16 protein-coding genes are annotated in these 16,112 nt (G+C 60.5%); 12 read left to right on the forward strand and 4 right to left on the reverse strand.

What is annotated here, in order from left to right; all coding sequences use genetic code 11:
• Positions 1-14 precede the first annotated feature (14 nt).
• From hisC to GJA_RS00415, 12 genes are all read left to right on the forward strand, one after another.
• The gene (hisC, locus tag GJA_RS00360) at positions 15-1,106 is read left to right on the forward strand and encodes a histidinol-phosphate transaminase (RefSeq protein ID WP_038487466.1); all 1,092 of its coding nucleotides are present in this window, start codon (positions 15-17) and stop codon (positions 1,104-1,106) included.
• Between the two features lie 28 nt (positions 1,107-1,134).
• Complete coding sequence (gene hisB / locus GJA_RS00365; protein WP_038487468.1) at positions 1,135-1,725, forward strand: imidazoleglycerol-phosphate dehydratase HisB; 591 nt, start codon at positions 1,135-1,137, stop codon at positions 1,723-1,725.
• Between the two features lie 37 nt (positions 1,726-1,762).
• Entirely contained in the window at positions 1,763-2,401 is a 639-nt protein-coding gene (gene hisH, locus GJA_RS00370; protein WP_081905187.1) for an imidazole glycerol phosphate synthase subunit HisH, read from the forward strand.
• A 52-nt stretch (positions 2,402-2,453) separates the two neighbouring features.
• Positions 2,454-3,227 carry a 1-(5-phosphoribosyl)-5-[(5-phosphoribosylamino)methylideneamino]imidazole-4-carboxamide isomerase gene (hisA, locus tag GJA_RS00375; protein ID WP_038487471.1) on the forward strand — a complete coding sequence of 258 codons (774 nt, stop codon included), beginning with the start codon at positions 2,454-2,456 and terminating at the stop codon, positions 3,225-3,227.
• A 66-nt stretch (positions 3,228-3,293) separates the two neighbouring features.
• On the forward strand, positions 3,294-4,055 hold the full coding sequence (hisF, locus tag GJA_RS00380; RefSeq protein ID WP_038487474.1) for an imidazole glycerol phosphate synthase subunit HisF: 762 nt from the start codon (positions 3,294-3,296) through the stop codon (positions 4,053-4,055).
• A gap of 47 nt (positions 4,056-4,102) precedes the next feature.
• Positions 4,103-4,525 (forward strand): phosphoribosyl-AMP cyclohydrolase, encoded by a 423-nt coding sequence (hisI, locus tag GJA_RS00385; RefSeq protein WP_038487478.1) that lies wholly within the window; start codon positions 4,103-4,105, stop codon positions 4,523-4,525.
• Positions 4,522-4,875: a phosphoribosyl-ATP diphosphatase gene (locus GJA_RS00390; RefSeq protein WP_038487480.1), complete on the forward strand. Its 354-nt coding sequence runs from the start codon at positions 4,522-4,524 to the stop codon at positions 4,873-4,875. Before hisI ends, GJA_RS00390 begins: the two co-directional genes overlap by 4 nt.
• Before the next feature lie 69 nt (positions 4,876-4,944).
• Positions 4,945-5,316 (forward strand): histidine triad nucleotide-binding protein, encoded by a 372-nt coding sequence (locus tag GJA_RS00395; RefSeq protein WP_038498181.1) that lies wholly within the window; start codon positions 4,945-4,947, stop codon positions 5,314-5,316.
• 104 nt (positions 5,317-5,420) lie between these two features.
• Positions 5,421-5,648 carry a Sec-independent protein translocase subunit TatA gene (gene tatA, locus GJA_RS00400; RefSeq protein ID WP_038487484.1) on the forward strand — a complete coding sequence of 76 codons (228 nt, stop codon included), beginning with the start codon at positions 5,421-5,423 and terminating at the stop codon, positions 5,646-5,648.
• 49 nt (positions 5,649-5,697) lie between these two features.
• The gene (gene tatB, locus GJA_RS00405; RefSeq protein ID WP_038487487.1) at positions 5,698-6,183 is read left to right on the forward strand and encodes a Sec-independent protein translocase protein TatB; all 486 of its coding nucleotides are present in this window, start codon (positions 5,698-5,700) and stop codon (positions 6,181-6,183) included.
• Entirely contained in the window at positions 6,183-6,938 is a 756-nt protein-coding gene (gene tatC / locus GJA_RS00410) for a twin-arginine translocase subunit TatC (RefSeq protein WP_038487491.1), read from the forward strand. The genes tatB and tatC overlap by 1 nt, the downstream gene beginning before the upstream one ends.
• 158 nt (positions 6,939-7,096) lie before the next feature.
• The gene (locus tag GJA_RS00415; RefSeq protein ID WP_038487494.1) at positions 7,097-7,363 is read left to right on the forward strand and encodes a PAAR domain-containing protein; all 267 of its coding nucleotides are present in this window, start codon (positions 7,097-7,099) and stop codon (positions 7,361-7,363) included.
• A 22-nt stretch (positions 7,364-7,385) separates the two neighbouring features.
• On the opposite strand, the gene GJA_RS00420 is transcribed toward GJA_RS00415, so the two are convergent.
• From GJA_RS00420 to GJA_RS00435, 4 genes are all read right to left on the reverse strand, one after another.
• Positions 7,386-9,230, reverse strand: coding sequence for a DUF885 domain-containing protein (locus GJA_RS00420; protein WP_038487498.1), 1,845 nt, complete (start codon positions 9,228-9,230; stop codon positions 7,386-7,388).
• A 153-nt stretch (positions 9,231-9,383) separates the two neighbouring features.
• Entirely contained in the window at positions 9,384-9,866 is a 483-nt protein-coding gene (locus GJA_RS00425) for a hypothetical protein (protein WP_038498184.1), read from the reverse strand.
• 69 nt (positions 9,867-9,935) lie between these two features.
• Positions 9,936-14,105: a DEAD/DEAH box helicase gene (locus tag GJA_RS00430; RefSeq protein WP_038487502.1), complete on the reverse strand. Its 4,170-nt coding sequence runs from the start codon at positions 14,103-14,105 to the stop codon at positions 9,936-9,938.
• A gap of 6 nt (positions 14,106-14,111) precedes the next feature.
• Positions 14,112-16,058 carry a dipeptidyl-peptidase 5 gene (locus tag GJA_RS00435; RefSeq protein WP_038487506.1) on the reverse strand — a complete coding sequence of 649 codons (1,947 nt, stop codon included), beginning with the start codon at positions 16,056-16,058 and terminating at the stop codon, positions 14,112-14,114.
• Positions 16,059-16,112: the final 54 nt, after the last annotated feature.

Raw genomic sequence — 16,112 nt, forward strand, 5'->3', positions numbered from 1 at the left:
GAGCGTTCACCAGCATGTCTTGCATCGATCATCTCATCAGCCATACCGTACGGGCCGACGTGCGCGCCATCGGCGTGTATCACGTGGCGGACGCCAGCGGTTACATCAAGCTCGATTCGATGGAAAACCCGTATCCGCTGCCGCCGCATTTGCGCGAAGAACTGGGCCGGCAGCTGGCCGAGGCGGTGCTGAACCGTTATCCGGTGGCGTCCTACGCGACCTTGAAAGCGAAGATTTGCGCCACGCTGGGCGTGCCGGCCGGTTACGACGTGATACTGGGCAATGGTTCGGATGAATTGATTTCGATCCTGGCGATGGCCTGCGCGCACCAGGACCGCCGCGCGGTGGTGCTGGCGCCGGTGCCGGCCTTCGTCATGTATCCCCGTTCGGCGCAATTGGCCGGCATGGACTTCGTCGGCGTGCCGCTGCAGGATGACTTCACGCTGGACATGGACGCCATGCTGGCGGCCATCGAGCAGCATAAACCGGCGCTGGTATTCCTGGCTTATCCGAATAATCCGACCGGCAACCTGTACGCGGCCGAGGATATCGAACGCATCATTCGCGCGCTGGGCGATACCGGCCTGGCCGTGGTCGATGAAGCGTATGAACCGTTCGCGCAGCAAAGTTTCATGTCGCGCCTGCCGGAATTCGACAACCTGATCGTCATGCGCACGGTGTCGAAGCTGGGCCTGGCCGGCATCCGCCTCGGTTACATGTCGGCCGCACCGGCCTTGCTGGAACAGTTCGACAAGGTGCGGCCGCCGTACAATGTCAATGTGCTGACCCAGGTCGCTGCCGAGTTCGCTTTGGCGCATGTCGACGTGCTGAATGCGCAGGCGGATGCGATCAACCAGGCCCGTGGCGAACTGGCGGAGCGGCTGGCCAGCTTGCCGGACGTGCAAGTGTTTCCATCGGCAGCGAATTTTCTCTTGATCCGTGTGCCAAATTCCGACGATGTATATGGAAAACTAGTGGCCAGCAAGGTTTTAATCAAAAATATGAGTAAAATGCATACCGTGCTGACCAACTGTCTGCGCATCACCGTCAGTACCCCGGAAGAAAATTCCGTATTTTTCGATGCCTTGAAGGCATCGCTCGACTAGTCCATCAGCCTACCGCCAGAGCCTCTCCATGAACCGCACCGCAGAAATCACGCGCAATACCAACGAGACCCACGTTCGCGTCTCGATCAACCTCGACGGCACCGGCTTGCAAAAGCTGAACACCGGCGTGCCTTTCCTCGACCACATGCTGGACCAGATCGCCCGCCACGGCTTGATCGATCTCGACATCGAAGCGACCGGCGACGTGCATATCGATAACCACCATACGGTGGAAGATGTCGGCATCACCTTGGGCATGGCGGTGGCCAAGGCCATCGGCGACAAGAAGGGCATCCGCCGCTACGGCCACGCCTACGTGCCGCTGGACGAGGCGCTGTCGCGCGTGGTGCTGGATTTTTCGGGCCGGCCAGGCATCGAATACCATATTCCGTTCACCCGTGCGATGATCGCCGGCTTCGACGTCGACCTGACGCTGGAATTCTTCCGCGGTTTCGTCAACCATGCGCTGGTGACGCTGCATATCGACAATTTGCGTGGCACCAATGCCCACCATCAATGCGAAACCGTGTTCAAGGCCTTTGGCCGCGCGCTGCGCATGGCCGCCGAACTCGACGAGCGCGCCGCCGGCACGATTCCATCGACCAAGGGCACGCTGTAAGCTCCCCGCATAGACTGAGAAGAGAAACACACTAGCGATGAATAAAATTGTTGTGGTTGACTATGGCATGGGCAATTTGCGCTCGGTCGCGCAAGCGTTGCGCGCGGTGGCGCCGGAAGCCAATGTCTTGATTTCGGGCACTGTCGAAGATATCGCCAGCGCCGACCGCATCGTCTTGCCGGGCCAGGGCGCGATGCCGGACTGCATGGCCAGCCTGCGCGACTCCGGCGTGCTCGATGCGCTGCTGCACGCCGCCGCCAGCAAGCCGATGCTGGGCGTGTGCATCGGCGAACAGATGCTGTTCGATGGCAGCGAAGAGGGCAATGCGGCCGGCTTGGGCTTGCTTCCAGGCAAAGTCGTGCGTTTCCAGCTCGACGGCCAGTTGCAAGACGACGGTTCGCGTTTCAAGGTGCCGCAAATGGGCTGGAACCAAGTGAAACAAACGGCGTCACATGCATTGTGGGATGGCATCGCCGACGACGCTTATTTTTACTTTGTGCACAGTTATTTTGCCCAGCCGGAGATTGCCGCCCACACGGTCGGACAAACCGTGTACGGCGCGCCGTTCAGTTGCGCGGTGGCGCGCGACAATATTTTCGCGACCCAGTTCCACCCGGAAAAAAGTGCCGCCGCCGGTTTGCAGTTGTACAAGAATTTCGTCCACTGGCAACCTTGAGTTTGCCAAAACACACCATCCGCTTTTCACCTACTTTGATTAAAACCTGACCATGCTGCTTATTCCTGCCATCGACCTGAAAGACGGTCACTGCGTACGCCTGAAACAAGGCGATATGGAACTCGCCACCGTATTTTCCGAAGACCCTGCCGACATGGCGCGCCATTGGCTGATGCAAGGCGCGCGGCGTTTGCACCTGGTCGATTTGAACGGCGCGTTCGCCGGCAAGCCGAAAAATGAAGGCGCCGTCAAATCGATCTTGAAAGCGGTGCAGGATTTTGCGCTGGAAAACGATATCGATGAAATCCCGGTGCAACTGGGCGGCGGCATCCGCGACCTCGACACCATCGAGCGCTACCTGGACGACGGCATCAGCTACATCATCATCGGCACCGCGGCCGTCAAAAGCCCGGGTTTCCTGCACGACGCCTGCGGCGCCTTCCCCGGCCACATCATCGTCGGCCTGGACGCCAAGGATGGCAAGGTCGCCACTGATGGCTGGAGCAAGATGTCGGGCCATGAAGTGATCGACCTGGCCAAGAAATTCGAAGCTTACGGCGTGGAATCGATTGTCTACACCGACATCGGCCGCGACGGCATGATGGGCGGCATCAATATCGACGCCACCGTCAAGCTGGCGCAAGCGGTGCGCATACCGATCATCGCGTCCGGCGGCCTGCATAACCTGGGCGACGTGGAAGCGTTGTGCGCGGTGCAAGCCGAAGGCATCGAAGGCGTCATCTGCGGCCGTTCGATCTACGAAGGCACGATCGACCTGGGCGCGGCGCAACTGCGCGCCGATGAATTGACCGACGCCGCCGAATAACAGCCGCCCGGCATGGTTTTCCGGGGCGCCGGCACAGCCGCGTCCCGGCTCTATATTGGTAATCACATGCTTGCTAAACGAATTATTCCCTGCCTCGACGTGACCAATGGCCGCGTCGTCAAAGGCGTCAATTTCACCGAGTTGCGCGACGCCGGCGATCCGGTCGAGATCGCCCGCCGCTATGACGAGCAAGGCGCCGACGAGCTGACCTTCCTCGACATCACCGCATCGAGCGACAACCGCGGCCTGATCTTCGACATCATCGAAGCGGTCGCCTCGCAAGTATTCATCCCGCTGACGGTCGGCGGCGGCGTGCGGGTGGTCGAAGACGTGCGCCGTTTATTGAATGCCGGCGCCGACAAGGTCAGCATCAACACCTCGGCGGTGACCAATCCGCAACTGGTGTACGAAGCGTCGCAAAAGCACGGTTCGCAATGCATCGTCGTCGCGATCGACGCCAAGCAAGTCTCGCCCGGCAAATGGGAAGTGTTCACCCACGGCGGCCGCAACGCCACCGGGCTGGACGCGTTTGAATGGGCGAAAAAGATGGAAACGCTGGGCGCCGGCGAGATCTTGCTGACCAGCATGGACCGCGACGGCACCAAGTCCGGCTTCGACCTGGGCTTGACGCGCGGCGTGTCCGACGCGGTCGGCATCCCGGTGATCGCCTCGGGCGGGGTCGGCGGCTTGCAAGACTTGGCCGATGGGATCAAGATAGGCAAGGCGGACGCGGTGTTGGCCGCCAGTATCTTCCACTATGGCCAGCATACGGTGCAGGAAGCCAAGCGTTTCATGGCGCAACAGGGCATCCCGATGCGCCTGGTGTAAGTTTGATCAGTACAGGAATAGAAATGCAAATGTCGAATGGAACTGTAGTGGCCAGTAATGCAAAATGGCTCAAGAAGGTCAAATGGGATGAACACGGCCTGGTGCCGGTGATCGCCCAGGAAGCAGGCAGCAACGATGTGCTGATGTTCGCGTGGATGAACCGCGACGCGCTGGCGCGCACGGTCGAGCTGGGCGAAGCGGTGTATTGGAGCCGTTCGCGCAAGAAACTGTGGCACAAGGGCGAGGAATCCGGCCATATCCAGAAAGTGCTGGAAATCCGCCTCGATTGCGACGAAGACGTGGTGCTGCTGAAAATCGAGCAAACCGGCGGCATCGCCTGCCATACCGGCCGCCACTCATGCTTTTTCCAGAAGTTCGAAGGCGACGAAAAACACGGCGAATGGCAAGTCGCCGAACCGGTGCTGCGCGACCCGGCCGCCATTTACCCTGACGCGGACCAGCCGAAATGAGCGAAACCCTGAAACGCCTGGCCGCGGTGATCGAATCGCGCAAGCCGGCCAATGGCGGCGACCCGGCCACCTCGTATGTGGCGCGGCTGTTCGCCAAGGGCGACGATGCGATCTTGAAGAAGATCGGCGAAGAAGCCACCGAGACCGTGATGGCGGCCAAGGATGCGCGGCGCGACCACGATAGTTCCAAGGTCTTGTACGAATGTGCCGACCTGTGGTTCCATAGCATGGTGATGCTGGCCCAGTTCGATTTGACGCCGCAGCAAGTGCTGGACGAACTGGCGCGCCGCGAAGGCATCTCCGGTATCGAAGAAAAAGCGTCGCGCAAAGATGATCTTGCCGGCGCCTGATAAAACGTCCATGGCGGTGCTGCATTGCCTGAACGTTTTTCAGGTGCCCTTACAATGAAGGAAGTGTGCGTGGAAAACTGTATTTTTTGCAAAATTGCGGCAAAACAAATTCCCTCCAGCATAGTCTATGAAGATGAAGACTTGTTGGCGTTCAAGGATATCAATCCGGCGGCGCCGGTCCATGTGCTGATCATTCCGAAAAACCATGTGGCGACCTTGTCCGATTGCGACGACAGCCACGTGCTGGTGCTGGGCAAGATGCTGCGCCTGGCGGCCAGGCTGGCGGTCGAATTCGGTTGCGCCGTCAGCCATGATGCCGATGGCGTGGCGAGCGGCGGTTACAAGACGCTGATCAATAGTGGACCGGATGGCGGACAAGAGGTGTACCATCTGCACTTGCACCTGATTGGTGGTCCAAAGCCGTGGTCTGGTCAGCGTTAAAGCAGGCTTAAGCAACGATCTCGGCATGACGGTCGTGCATCGCGTATACTGTTGACATTGGTTTTAAGCAATTGTGGGCAAATTCGCCCGACAAGGAGAACATCATGGGTTCATTGAGTATTTGGCACTGGCTGATCGTGCTGGTAATTGTGATGCTGGTATTCGGCACCAAGAAGCTGGGCAATATGGGCAGCGACATCGGCAAGGCCGTCAAGGGCTTCAAGGATGGCGTCAAGGGCGAGGAAGACAAGCCGGCCCAGAACGTGCCGCCGTCGCAAGTGGCCGACAAGAGCACTATCGATATTGAAGCGAAAGAGAAAAGCAAGTTCTGATGCCGTGGCCGGGGCCATGCCCCAGCCGCTCATCCGTCTTTGAGACTTTATGATCGATCTCGGTCTTTCCAAAATCGCCATCATCGGCGTGGTTGCGTTGATAGTCATCGGCCCTGAAAAGTTGCCGAAAGTGGCACGCATGGCCGGGTCGCTGTATGGCCGCGCGCAGCGCTACCTGAATGAAGTCAAATCCGAGGTCAGTCGCGAAATCGAACTCGAAGAGTTGAAGAACCTGCAAAAAGAAGTGCAGGACGCGGCCCATTCGATCCAGAGCGGGGTCGAGAACTCGATCGCCGACAACCTCGCGCAAGTTGAAAACGCGTGGCGCGGCGATGAAACCATCATGGCGCCGATCGCGACCCAGGAAGACCAGAGCCGCAAGGTGCGCGAATTCCGCCGCAAGAAATTGGGGCGCACGTCCGCCATTCCGGCCTGGTATAAACAGCGTAACAACGGCAAGATGCACGTCATTTCGGGTGCGGCGCGGGTTGCCAAGTTCCGTCCCACCCGTCAATCCAAGGTTTCTTTTTACTAATGACAAGTAAATCCCCGGTTGAAGAGACCTTTATTTCGCACCTGGTCGAATTGCGTGACCGCCTGGTCAAGGCATCGATCGGTATCCTGGTGGTCGGCGCCTGCCTGTTTTACTGGCCGGGCCCGGCGCAGATCTACGACTTCATTGCCGAACCGATGCTCGCTTCCTTGCCGGCCGGTTCCAAAATGATCGCCACCGGCGTCATTTCGCCGTTCCTGGTGCCGATGAAAGTGACGCTGGTGCTGGCCTTCATCCTGTCGCTGCCGTGGGTGCTGTACCAGCTGTGGGCGTTTATCGCGCCCGGCCTGTACACCCATGAAAAACGGCTGATCGCACCGCTGGTGATTTCGTCGTCGCTGCTGTTCATCGCCGGCGTGGCCTTCTGTTATTTCTTTGTGTTTGGGCGGGTGTTCCATTTCATCACCAATTTTTCGCCCAGTTCGATCGCGGTCACGCCCGATATTGAAAACTACCTCGATTTTGTGATGTCGATGTGCCTGGCCTTCGGCGCCACCTTCGAGGTGCCGGTGGTGGTGGTGATCCTGGTACGCATGGGCCTGGTCACCATCGCCAAGCTGAAGGAGCTGCGCCCGTACGTGGTAGTCGGCGCCTTCGTCATCGCCGCCATCGTCACGCCTCCGGATGTGGTCAGCCAATTCTCGCTGGCGATCCCGATGTGGATACTGTTCGAGCTGGGCTTGCTGGTGGCGCCGATGTTTGTGCGCGCCACCCAGGCGCCGGAAGAGCCTTCCTGACCGGCCGGCAAGCCTTCAGACAAAGAACCGCCCCTCCATCGTGGAGCCGGCGGTTTTTTCATGGCGCATCGCATGTGTCACGATAGGAGACGTTAAATATTAAGTTCCTTGCAACTTGGGGTAAGATGGCGCTATCCAACTCCCCGAGGCTGCTCATCATGGCTGGTGAAATCATTCGTATCGGCGACCCCACTTCGCATGGCGGCAAGGTGCTGGAAGGCTCGGCCACCGACATTTGCCACGGCAAGGCGATCGCCTATGTCGGCCACATGACTTTTTGCCCCAAGTGCAAGGGCAACTTTCCCATCGTCGAAGGCGTCGCCACCACCACCCTGTACGGCAAGGGCGTGGCGGTGGCCGGCATGAAGACCGCCTGCGGCGCGACGCTGACGGCGACCCAGTTCACCGATACGGCCGGCGGATAAGCTGGCGCTGATGGTTTGCCGCTTAGCGGTCCTGCATCAACTCCTTGATCACCTTGACCGGGGCTTTGCCGTAGCTGAGGAATTGTTCGTGGAAGTCCTTCAGCACGAACTTGCTGCCCAGCGCCTGCTTGCGCTGTTCGCGCAATTCCATGATGTCGCTGTAGCCGCTGAAGTAGCTGGTCAGTTGCACCGAGCTCAATTGCACGCGGCGCCATTTTTCGGCCGCTTCGCGCTGGGTCTGGAAGGCTTGCTTGGTCAGCAAGTCCATGGCCTGCTCCTGCGTCATGCCGAGCACGTGCACGCTGTAGTCGAGAATGGTATTGGTGACGCTGCGTAAGTTCCACTTGGAATACATCAGCCACATTTCCGGCGCATTGTCGCCATAGCCCGATTCCAGCATCATCCGTTCGCCATACACGGCCCAGCCTTCGATCATGGCGCCATTGCCAAAGATGGATTTGACGATCGATGGCGATTTGTTGGCGTAGATCAATTGCGTGTAATGGCCGGGGATCGCTTCGTGGATATTCAGGATTTGCAAGATCCAGTGGTTGTATTCGCGCAAGCTGCTTTCGGCCTGTTCCGGCGTTTCGCCATCGAGCGGGGTGACGTTGTAATAGGTGCGGTCTTGCGGACGGTACGGGCCTGGCGCCTCGATGCTGGCGCCGGCCACGCCGCGCTGGTAGGCCGGGGTTTCACGCACCACCAGCGGTTTTTTCGGGTCCATGCTGATCAGGTTATGGCTGGTGACCCATTCCTGCAATTGCGGAATCTGGCGCCGGATTTCCGACACGAAATCGGCCGGCGCCACATGGTTGTTCGACAGCTTGTCGATCACCATGCCGATCCTGGTGTTGCGGTCGGCCGGCTTGGCCACGTCGCCCATGGTCCTGGCCCACAGTTCGTCGGACAGGCTGTCCATATGGGCCAGCAATGCCTCGCGCGCGACCAGCGCTTTCTGGTACATCTGCTCGGCGCTGACGCTGGCCTGGATATCGTAGGCAAATTTCTGCTCATACAATTCCTTGCCGATACGGAAAGAGCGCGCATTGCCATTTTGCGCCAGGCTCTTGTCGAGGTCGCCCAGCCAGGCGGCATAACCCTGCACTGCGTCGCGCGCGGCGGCGATGCGCAGCGAGTACAAACTCTTTTCGCTCGGGCTGAGGATGGATGCCTGCGCCGTCTTGTCGAGGTCGGCCAGCACGGTCAGCACGCCGCTGCTCTGGGCAATTGCCAACTGGGTATGTTCGCGGGTCGGGTTGACGATGTTGGCGCGTGCCGCCGCGTAATATTCCGGCACCTTGGCGATACGCTTGAGCAAGGTGCGCAAGCGTTGCGGCTGGGCCGCGTATTCGGTGTTCAAGATGTAATCGATGGCGCTGGCGATATTGTAGCTGGCCGGATTCCATTCGAATTGGCGGAAGGTGGTCAGGTACCAGCGGTCCGCATTCAATTTATTGAGCAGCACGGCCAGGTCGGTGCGTTGTTTGTCCGACAGTTGGCGGGCATCGATCTTGCCGAATTTAGCTTGCCATTCATCGAGGAAGGCCAGTTGCTGCTGGCGGTAAGCCTGGTCGGGAATGGTCAGGTTGGCGGCGCCGTCGTATTTACCGGCAGGAATGGCGCGTTCCGGATCGAGACGCCACAGCGCGGTCAGGAACTGGCCGCTCAGGGCATCCATCGCCTTATCCTTGCTGCGCTCGGCCGGCGCGGCTGCCGCGGCAGGGGCGGCTTTCTTTTTGGCGCTATTTTTGGCACTGCTGCTGGAGGAGGCTTTGGCGGGTTGGTGATGCTTCCTGGCGGCGCTGGCTGGCGCCATCGTGAAGGCCAGCAAGCATGCGGCGAGCGCAATTTTGGTTTTCATCATCTGGGACTATCTCTTGGAAATGGTGCAAAAACCGCATCGAGGCGGACGTGTGTCTTATCGTTTTTGGGGATGACTCCGCTTTATGGGGACACAGATTAGCATTAATCGGCCCCGAATTGAACGCGGCGGCCTGAGCGCAGGGAGCCTCGCGCTTTAGTTGACCCGGTGATCGCGTATCATTTCTTGCAGATGGGCATTCAATGTCGCGACCGCTGCCTTGCCGTTGGCCATGCCGGTCAGCGTGATTTCGCTGGTCTTGGTATAGCGGTGGCCGATCCGTATCGTGTAGGAACGCGACAGCCAGCTCCAGAACGACGGCTGGTACGTCGCCTCATCCATGTCGCGCCATTTGACGCCGCTGATGCCTTTGCTCCACGGTAGGAAACCGGACGCCAGCCAGACCCCGACTTCGTCGTAATACAACTGGTAGCTGCGCGCGCTCAGGATGCGGTAGCCGATGATCAGCGCCGCGACGATCAATGAAACGGCGGCAACTTTTTCACCCCAGCGGAACGATAGGCGCACCATGAACAGGAAGATCAGCGCCATGCAAAAGGTGCCGACGTAGGCGGTCCACGATTTGCCGCACAGGACGGTGGCATGCAGTTTGATGCTGACGGCGTTTTCTTCACTCATGATGCGCGATCCGGAAATCAAAAAAACGCATGATTACATGGATGCGGCGAAATTGGCAGCCGTGTCCCCTCATTTTTTCAATCCTTCTTGTAACATGCCCAACATGTCGCCAGCCGACATGCGCGCCGCCGCGTCGCTGCCTTCCAGCAAGCTGTCGGCCAGGTCGCGTTTATGCTGGTGCAAGTCGACGATGCTTTCCTCGATGGTGTGTTTCGCCACCAGCCGGTAAATCGTCACCGGCCGCAATTGCCCCATGCGGTGGGCGCGGTCCGAGGCCTGGTCTTCGACGGCCGGGTTCCACCACGGGTCCATGTGGATCACGTAATCGGCGGCGGTCAAATTGATGCCCATGCCGCCCGCTTTCAGGCTGATCAGGAATACATCGCCGTGGCCGGCCTGGAAGGCGTCGACCCGTACCTTGCGTTCATGCATCGGCGTCGCGCCATCCAGGTATTGATAGGCGATGCCGTGCTGGTCCAGGTGTTGCCGGATCAGCGTCAAATGATCGACGAACTGGCTGAATACCAGCACCTTGTGGCGGTTTTCCAGCAAGCCCGACAACAGCTCGGCAAACGCCGTGAGCTTGCTGCTGGCCAAGCCCAGTTCCGGTGCCACCAATTGCGGATTGCAACAGGCACGGCGCAGCTTCATGATTTCCGCCAGGATCTGGATGGCTTTTTTCGACGCCGGGCCTTCCACCATCGCCAGTTTTTCCAGCGCTTCGCGGCGCAGCGATTCGTACAGCGCCGTTTCTTGCGGCGACAAATCGACTTCCAGCACGATTTCAGTACGTGGCGGCAATTCGGACAGCACTTGCGTCTTGGTCCTGCGCAAGATGAACGGCTGTATCAAACGTTTCAGCCGCAGCCGCGCGCCCGCTTCGGCGCGTTTATCCTGGGCCCGCTCGATCGGGCCGGCAAAGCGCAGGTTGAATTGGTCCATGCTGCCGAGCAAACCGGGATTGATGAAGCGGAACAAATTCCACAATTCGCCGAGGTGATTTTCCAGCGGCGTGCCGCTGGCCACCATGCGGAAATCGCCTTGCAGCGCCATCACCGCTTGCGAGCGCTTGGTGGCCGCATTCTTGATCGCCTGGGCTTCATCGAGCACGATGGTGTGCCATTTTACGTCGGCAAATAATTTCGCTTCCTGTTGCAGCAAGCCGTAGCTGGCCACCACCAGGTCGAACGGCTGCACCTTGGCCAGCGTATCGCCGCGGTCGCCGGCGCCGAACAGTGTGACGTTCAAGGTCGGCGCAAAACGCGCCGCTTCGCTGATCCAGTTCATGCAGACCGAAGTCGGCGCGATTACCAGCGTCGGGCCGTCTGGCGCGCGCGACAATATCAGCGCCAGCGCCTGCAAGGTCTTGCCCAGGCCCATGTCGTCGGCCAGGCAGGCGCCGACGCCCCAGTGCGCCAGCCGGGCCAGCCATGCGAAGCCGGCCAGTTGATAATCGCGCAACTCGGCTTGCAAGGTGCTGGGCAATTGCGGCACGAAATTTTCCAGTTCCTGCAGCCGCGCCAGATGCGATTTCCACAGTTTGTCGGCCTTGATACCACCGGCGTCGTTGGCCAGTTCTTCCAGTGCGAACGCGGCCAGCGGATGGACCCGCACGCCGTCGCCGGTCGACTCGCCGAAGGCCGCCAATGCCGACAGGCGGCGGTGCAATTCATCGCTGAGCGCGAGGAACTGGTTATCGCCCAGCGCGACAAACCGGCTTTTGTTGTTTTGCATCAAGTCGAGCAAGGCGCGCAAGTCGAGCACCTTGTTTTCATCGACTTGCAATTCGCCGCTGGCGGCAAACCAATCCTTGCCGCTCTTGATCGACATGCTCAACTGTTGCGAGTCGATGCGCTTGCTGACGCGGAAGGATTCGCCCTCCGGCCATGCGATGACGATGCTTTCCGGATCGAGTTCTTGTAGTTCGACCAGCAATTGCAGCGACGTCGACGGCTGGCCCAGCAGCCATTCGCCATGCTCTTCCTCGGCTTCTTCCAATACCCGGCAACTGCCTGTCATCTGGCGCTGTGCTGCGCGTTCCGCATTCAAGTCGCGGCGCGCCTGCACCGGCCGGCCGTCGAGATCGGCAAACACGCTTTCGGCGCCGCTGCCCGGCGCGTAATAGGCACCGCCGCCGGGCAGCGGACGCACCAGGATTTGCATCTTCAAGCCTTGCTGGTAAGGCAGCAAGTGAATATGCAGCCGCGCATCGGCGGCGATCTGTTCCGCATTGTCGGGACCGCCGCCGATATCCGATTGCACCGTCACCAGCGAGGAAATCGCGCGGATCGCTTGCAGCACTTGTTTTTCCGCATGCACCGGCACGGCCAGGCTGGCGCCGACGATGGCGGCGATGCGCCGGTGTTCGTCGAGGATGTGCACGACACGCAAGCGGGTCGGCGTTTCTTTCGTGACGACCACGCTGCAATCATGCTCGGGGATCGCCGGTTGCAGGCTGAGCCATAATTGGCCGCCATGCTTTTTGATCAGCAATTCCGGTTCGGCCGGCAGCAAATCGACCCGGTTCTCCGGCGCATCCATCCAGAACACCAGCGGATGGCCGATCAGCGCGACGATGGCCTTGTCCGGTTCGATTTCATAGCGCACGGCCGAGGAATAATATTGCATCCGAGGCGCAATCGCGCCGGCCGCGCGCACGTCTTGCGGCGACAGGAAATCGATTTCCGGCGCATCGTCATGCAAGCGCTTCAAACCCATCGCGCGGCCCTTGCTCCACACGCCGCGCGCATCGCGTTTTTGTTCGCGCGGCTCGATTTCGGTGATGCCGTGACGCGGGTCGAAGGCAATCATCCACACCAGCCGCGCACTGTTGCCGGCCGCTTCGGCGGGGGCTTGCTGTTGCAGGTTGATCAGCGCACTGAGCTGGCGCTGCCACGCTTCCTGGCGCTCGAACCACGGCGCCATGTCGACAAAGCCGTAGCGTGCCATGTGCGTGGCGGCATAACTTTGCTGTTCCAGGTCGCCCAGCTGGCCCAGCAAGTTGGCCGCTTGCGCCGCGATCAGATAAAAACCGGCGGCATCGGCTTGCCGCACCATGTCGCGCAATGCGACCTGGTGGTCGGCCAGTTGCGGCAATGCCAGCCAGTAATACAGCAAGGCCTGGAACATTTGCGGCTGCATCCGGGTTTCCCAGTTGCGAGTCGGAATGATGTTGGCCTGCATGGTGCCGGCACGTACCTGGCGCAGCATGCTCAATTGCTGGTAGACCACGCTGTCGTGGTTCTGCTGGGCGCGCAAGGCCAGTTCCAGGTAAGACTCGGCCTGTTTCAGCAGCTTGGCGTCTGTGCTGCGCAGCAAGGCCAGCACATATAAATGGCCGCCGATGCCGGCGAAACATAATTTGCGCTTGCCGGACTCGCGCCGCAGCAGTTTCAGCGCAGCTTCAAAACCGGCCAGCGCCGCCATCTGTTCGCCGCGCAGCAGTTGGATGACGCTGGCAAACATGTGCGCCAGCCCACCATCCTCGCCTTGCAGCAAGCCGCTGGCATCGTCCAGCCGGCCGCACAGGATCGCATCCTCGGCCAGCGTCAGCCGCAAGCTGGACACCACGGTATCGCCGCTGGCCACGCGCCGCTGCAGATGTTGCTGGCAAAATTCACGTAGTTGCGGCGCGCTGGGCGGTTCGTACTGGCTATTGCCCAGCAAGATGGCCAGGATTTCATCTTGCAGCAGCGGATGCACGCGGGCGATCATGTCCGGCTCGAATGGCCGGCCAAAGATGTCGATCAGCGGATGCAATTGCGCCGCTTCGTAGCAGGCCATGCAGGCCGTCAGCAGCGGCACCACTTGTTGTGGCGCATCGCCGCGCAGCAAGGCGATACGCAGGCGCGCCACACCCTGGCGGTAGCTGCGCAGCTCGACATAACCATCCCAGTTGCGGCGCACCGGGTTGATGCTTTCGACCGCCTCGCCCAGGTCGCGGAACACATGGCTGTCGAGCGCGGCGCGCATCGCCGGCCAGCGCAGCCGCGAGCCGCAACTGAAACCGCGCCCGGTGACTTCGCTGATCAATTCCAGCCGGGCCAGCCGTTGCAATACTTCCAGCACCACCGGCAGCTTGAAATACCTGCCGTCCGGCTGATTGATATTGGCCCGCTGCAAATGCTCGAAGACCGCATGTTTTCCGACCGGTTCGCCGACGATGGCCAGCAGCGCCAGGATCATTTTTTCATGCTGTTCCAGTGCATCGAATTCTTCAAGCAATTGCGGGGGGTTCATGTCGTATCAAGCCAGGTTATCGATATGCACGGGGGCGGCTTGCCCGGCGCGATGCAGGCCGAAGACCCGCAGGTAAAAATACAGCTCGGCTTCCAGCGTGCGGACGATGTTTTCCCCCTTGCGGAAACCATGGCCTTCGCCTTCCAGCGCAATATAGGCGACCGGCACGCCGCGCGCTTTTAATGCGTCGACCATGGTTTCCGATTGCTGCGGCAGCACCACTTTATCGTCCAGGCCCTGGAAGAAAATCATCGGCCGTTTCAGGCGCCCGGTATGGTGGATCGGCGAACGGGCCTGGTACAGCGCTTCGGCTTGCGGCTGTGGCGCGATCAGGTAGGCAGTGTATTGCGATTCGAATTTATGCGTATCCTGGTCCAGTGCTTTCAAGTCGGATACGCCGTAATAACTGGCGCCGGCCTTGAACACGTCATGGAAGGTCAGCGCGCACAAGGTGGTCATGCCGCCGGCGCTGCCGCCGCGGATGATCAGGCGTTCCTTGTCGGCCAGGCCCCGTTCGGCCAGGTACGCGGCGCCGGCGATGCAATCCTCGACATCGACAATGCCCCACTGGCCTTGCAGCGCATCGCGGTATGCGCGTCCGAAACCGCTGCTGCCGCCATAGTTGACGTCCAGTACGCCAAAGCCGCGGCTGGTCCAGAACTGGATCGCCAATTTCAGGGTATTGCTGGCCATGTTGGTCGGGCCGCCATGGCCGATGACGATGACCGGCGGCTGGTCGCCGGCCGGTGCGTGATGGTCGGCATTGTGCGGCGCATAAAAAAAGGCGTGCGACGTGCGGCCATTGCTGCTTGGATAGCTGATGCTTTCCGGTACAGACAGATAAGCCACTTCGGGCAACTGGCTGATCGACTGGCTCAGCACTTCCAGTTCGCCATTGGCAAAATCGATGCGCGCCAATTCCGGCGCAATCGTCGGGCTGCCGCCCAGCAAGGCGACAAAACCGGGGCCGACCCGCAATTCGCGGATTTCCTGGTACGGATTGGCGATGCTTTCCAGCCGCGCCGCGCCGGGCGACAAGCGGCCCAGGTGACTGACGCCGTTTTGCAGATAGGTACAGATGATGTCGCCTTCCGGCAAGAAACCATACATCGAACCGCCAAACGTCCAGTGCGGCGTGGCGAATTCGGCCGCCACCGGACACAGCGCTTCGATAGTGGCGCCATGCAAGCGGTACAGATTCCACCAGCCGCTGCTGTCCGACACAAAATGCAGCAAGCCTTGCGGCGACCATTCCGGCTGACAAATCGATTCGCGGAGGCCGCCGGCAATCAGGCGCGGCGTGCTCAGCGTGCCGTCGTCATGCACCTCGGCCAGCCACAGTTCGGTGCCTTGCCACGGCATGCGCGGATGGTCCCAGCTGAGCCAGGCCAGCGAACGGCCATCCGGCGACAGGCGCGGCGCCGCGTAAAAATCGTGGCCCTGGGCCAGCACGGTTTCGCTGCCGTCGAAATTGACCGCGCACAGGCTGTTGTCGGGCAAGGCGTGGCCTTCCGCTGGATGCAACTCGCGCACGCCGATCAGGCGCTGGCGCTGCTGGTCGACGATAAAATCGGCATGGCGTTGTGTGCCCGGGCGGCTCAGCGGCCGCGCTTCGGCGTCGCCGGCCTTCACGTAAATCAGGTTATCGGCAAAATGCGAAAAATAGACGGTGTCGCCATCGACCACATACGCGCCGCCGCCGTATTCATGCACGCGGGTGCGCACATTCAGCGGCGCCGGCGTCAATTCAGCGACCTGGGCGTCGCGCCGGCGCAGCAGGGTATGGCGGCCGCCTTCGCTGGCGCGGCCGGCCAGCCAGAAAATATCGCTCCCATCCGGACCGCCCAGCGCCACTTGCGTCAGCGGCGAAGAACCGGCCGCGACCACGGCGGCGCTGATCGGCGACGGCCAGACGCCATAAGGGGCGGTTGTGCGGGATGAGGCTGATGTCATGCTGGCTCCGTAAAGGGGAAAGTGTCGGACAAGAGCCGTTCATCATAAAGGAAG

This window comes from Janthinobacterium agaricidamnosum NBRC 102515 = DSM 9628, assembly GCF_000723165.1.
Taxonomy (GTDB): Bacteria; Pseudomonadota; Gammaproteobacteria; order Burkholderiales; family Burkholderiaceae_D; genus Janthinobacterium; species Janthinobacterium agaricidamnosum.

What these genes read in the sequence shown, in the direction of transcription:
- hisC (WP_038487466.1), top strand. Translation starts at nt 15, where the DNA reads ATGTCTTGCATCGATCATCTCATCAGCCATACCGTACGGGCCGACGTG.
- hisB (WP_038487468.1), top strand. Translation starts at nt 1,135, where the DNA reads ATGAACCGCACCGCAGAAATCACGCGCAATACCAACGAGACCCACGTT.
- hisH (WP_081905187.1), top strand. Translation starts at nt 1,763, where the DNA reads ATGAATAAAATTGTTGTGGTTGACTATGGCATGGGCAATTTGCGCTCG.
- hisA (WP_038487471.1), top strand. Translation starts at nt 2,454, where the DNA reads ATGCTGCTTATTCCTGCCATCGACCTGAAAGACGGTCACTGCGTACGC.
- hisF (WP_038487474.1), top strand. Translation starts at nt 3,294, where the DNA reads ATGCTTGCTAAACGAATTATTCCCTGCCTCGACGTGACCAATGGCCGC.
- GJA_RS00390 (WP_038487480.1), top strand. Translation starts at nt 4,522, where the DNA reads ATGAGCGAAACCCTGAAACGCCTGGCCGCGGTGATCGAATCGCGCAAG.
- tatA (WP_038487484.1), top strand. Translation starts at nt 5,421, where the DNA reads ATGGGTTCATTGAGTATTTGGCACTGGCTGATCGTGCTGGTAATTGTG.
- tatB (WP_038487487.1), top strand. Translation starts at nt 5,698, where the DNA reads ATGATCGATCTCGGTCTTTCCAAAATCGCCATCATCGGCGTGGTTGCG.
- tatC (WP_038487491.1), top strand. Translation starts at nt 6,183, where the DNA reads ATGACAAGTAAATCCCCGGTTGAAGAGACCTTTATTTCGCACCTGGTC.
- GJA_RS00415 (WP_038487494.1), top strand. Translation starts at nt 7,097, where the DNA reads ATGGCTGGTGAAATCATTCGTATCGGCGACCCCACTTCGCATGGCGGC.
- GJA_RS00420 (WP_038487498.1), bottom strand. Translation starts at nt 9,230, where the DNA reads ATGATGAAAACCAAAATTGCGCTCGCCGCATGCTTGCTGGCCTTCACG.
- GJA_RS00425 (WP_038498184.1), bottom strand. Translation starts at nt 9,866, where the DNA reads ATGAGTGAAGAAAACGCCGTCAGCATCAAACTGCATGCCACCGTCCTG.
- GJA_RS00430 (WP_038487502.1), bottom strand. Translation starts at nt 14,105, where the DNA reads ATGAACCCCCCGCAATTGCTTGAAGAATTCGATGCACTGGAACAGCAT.
- GJA_RS00435 (WP_038487506.1), bottom strand. Translation starts at nt 16,058, where the DNA reads ATGACATCAGCCTCATCCCGCACAACCGCCCCTTATGGCGTCTGGCCG.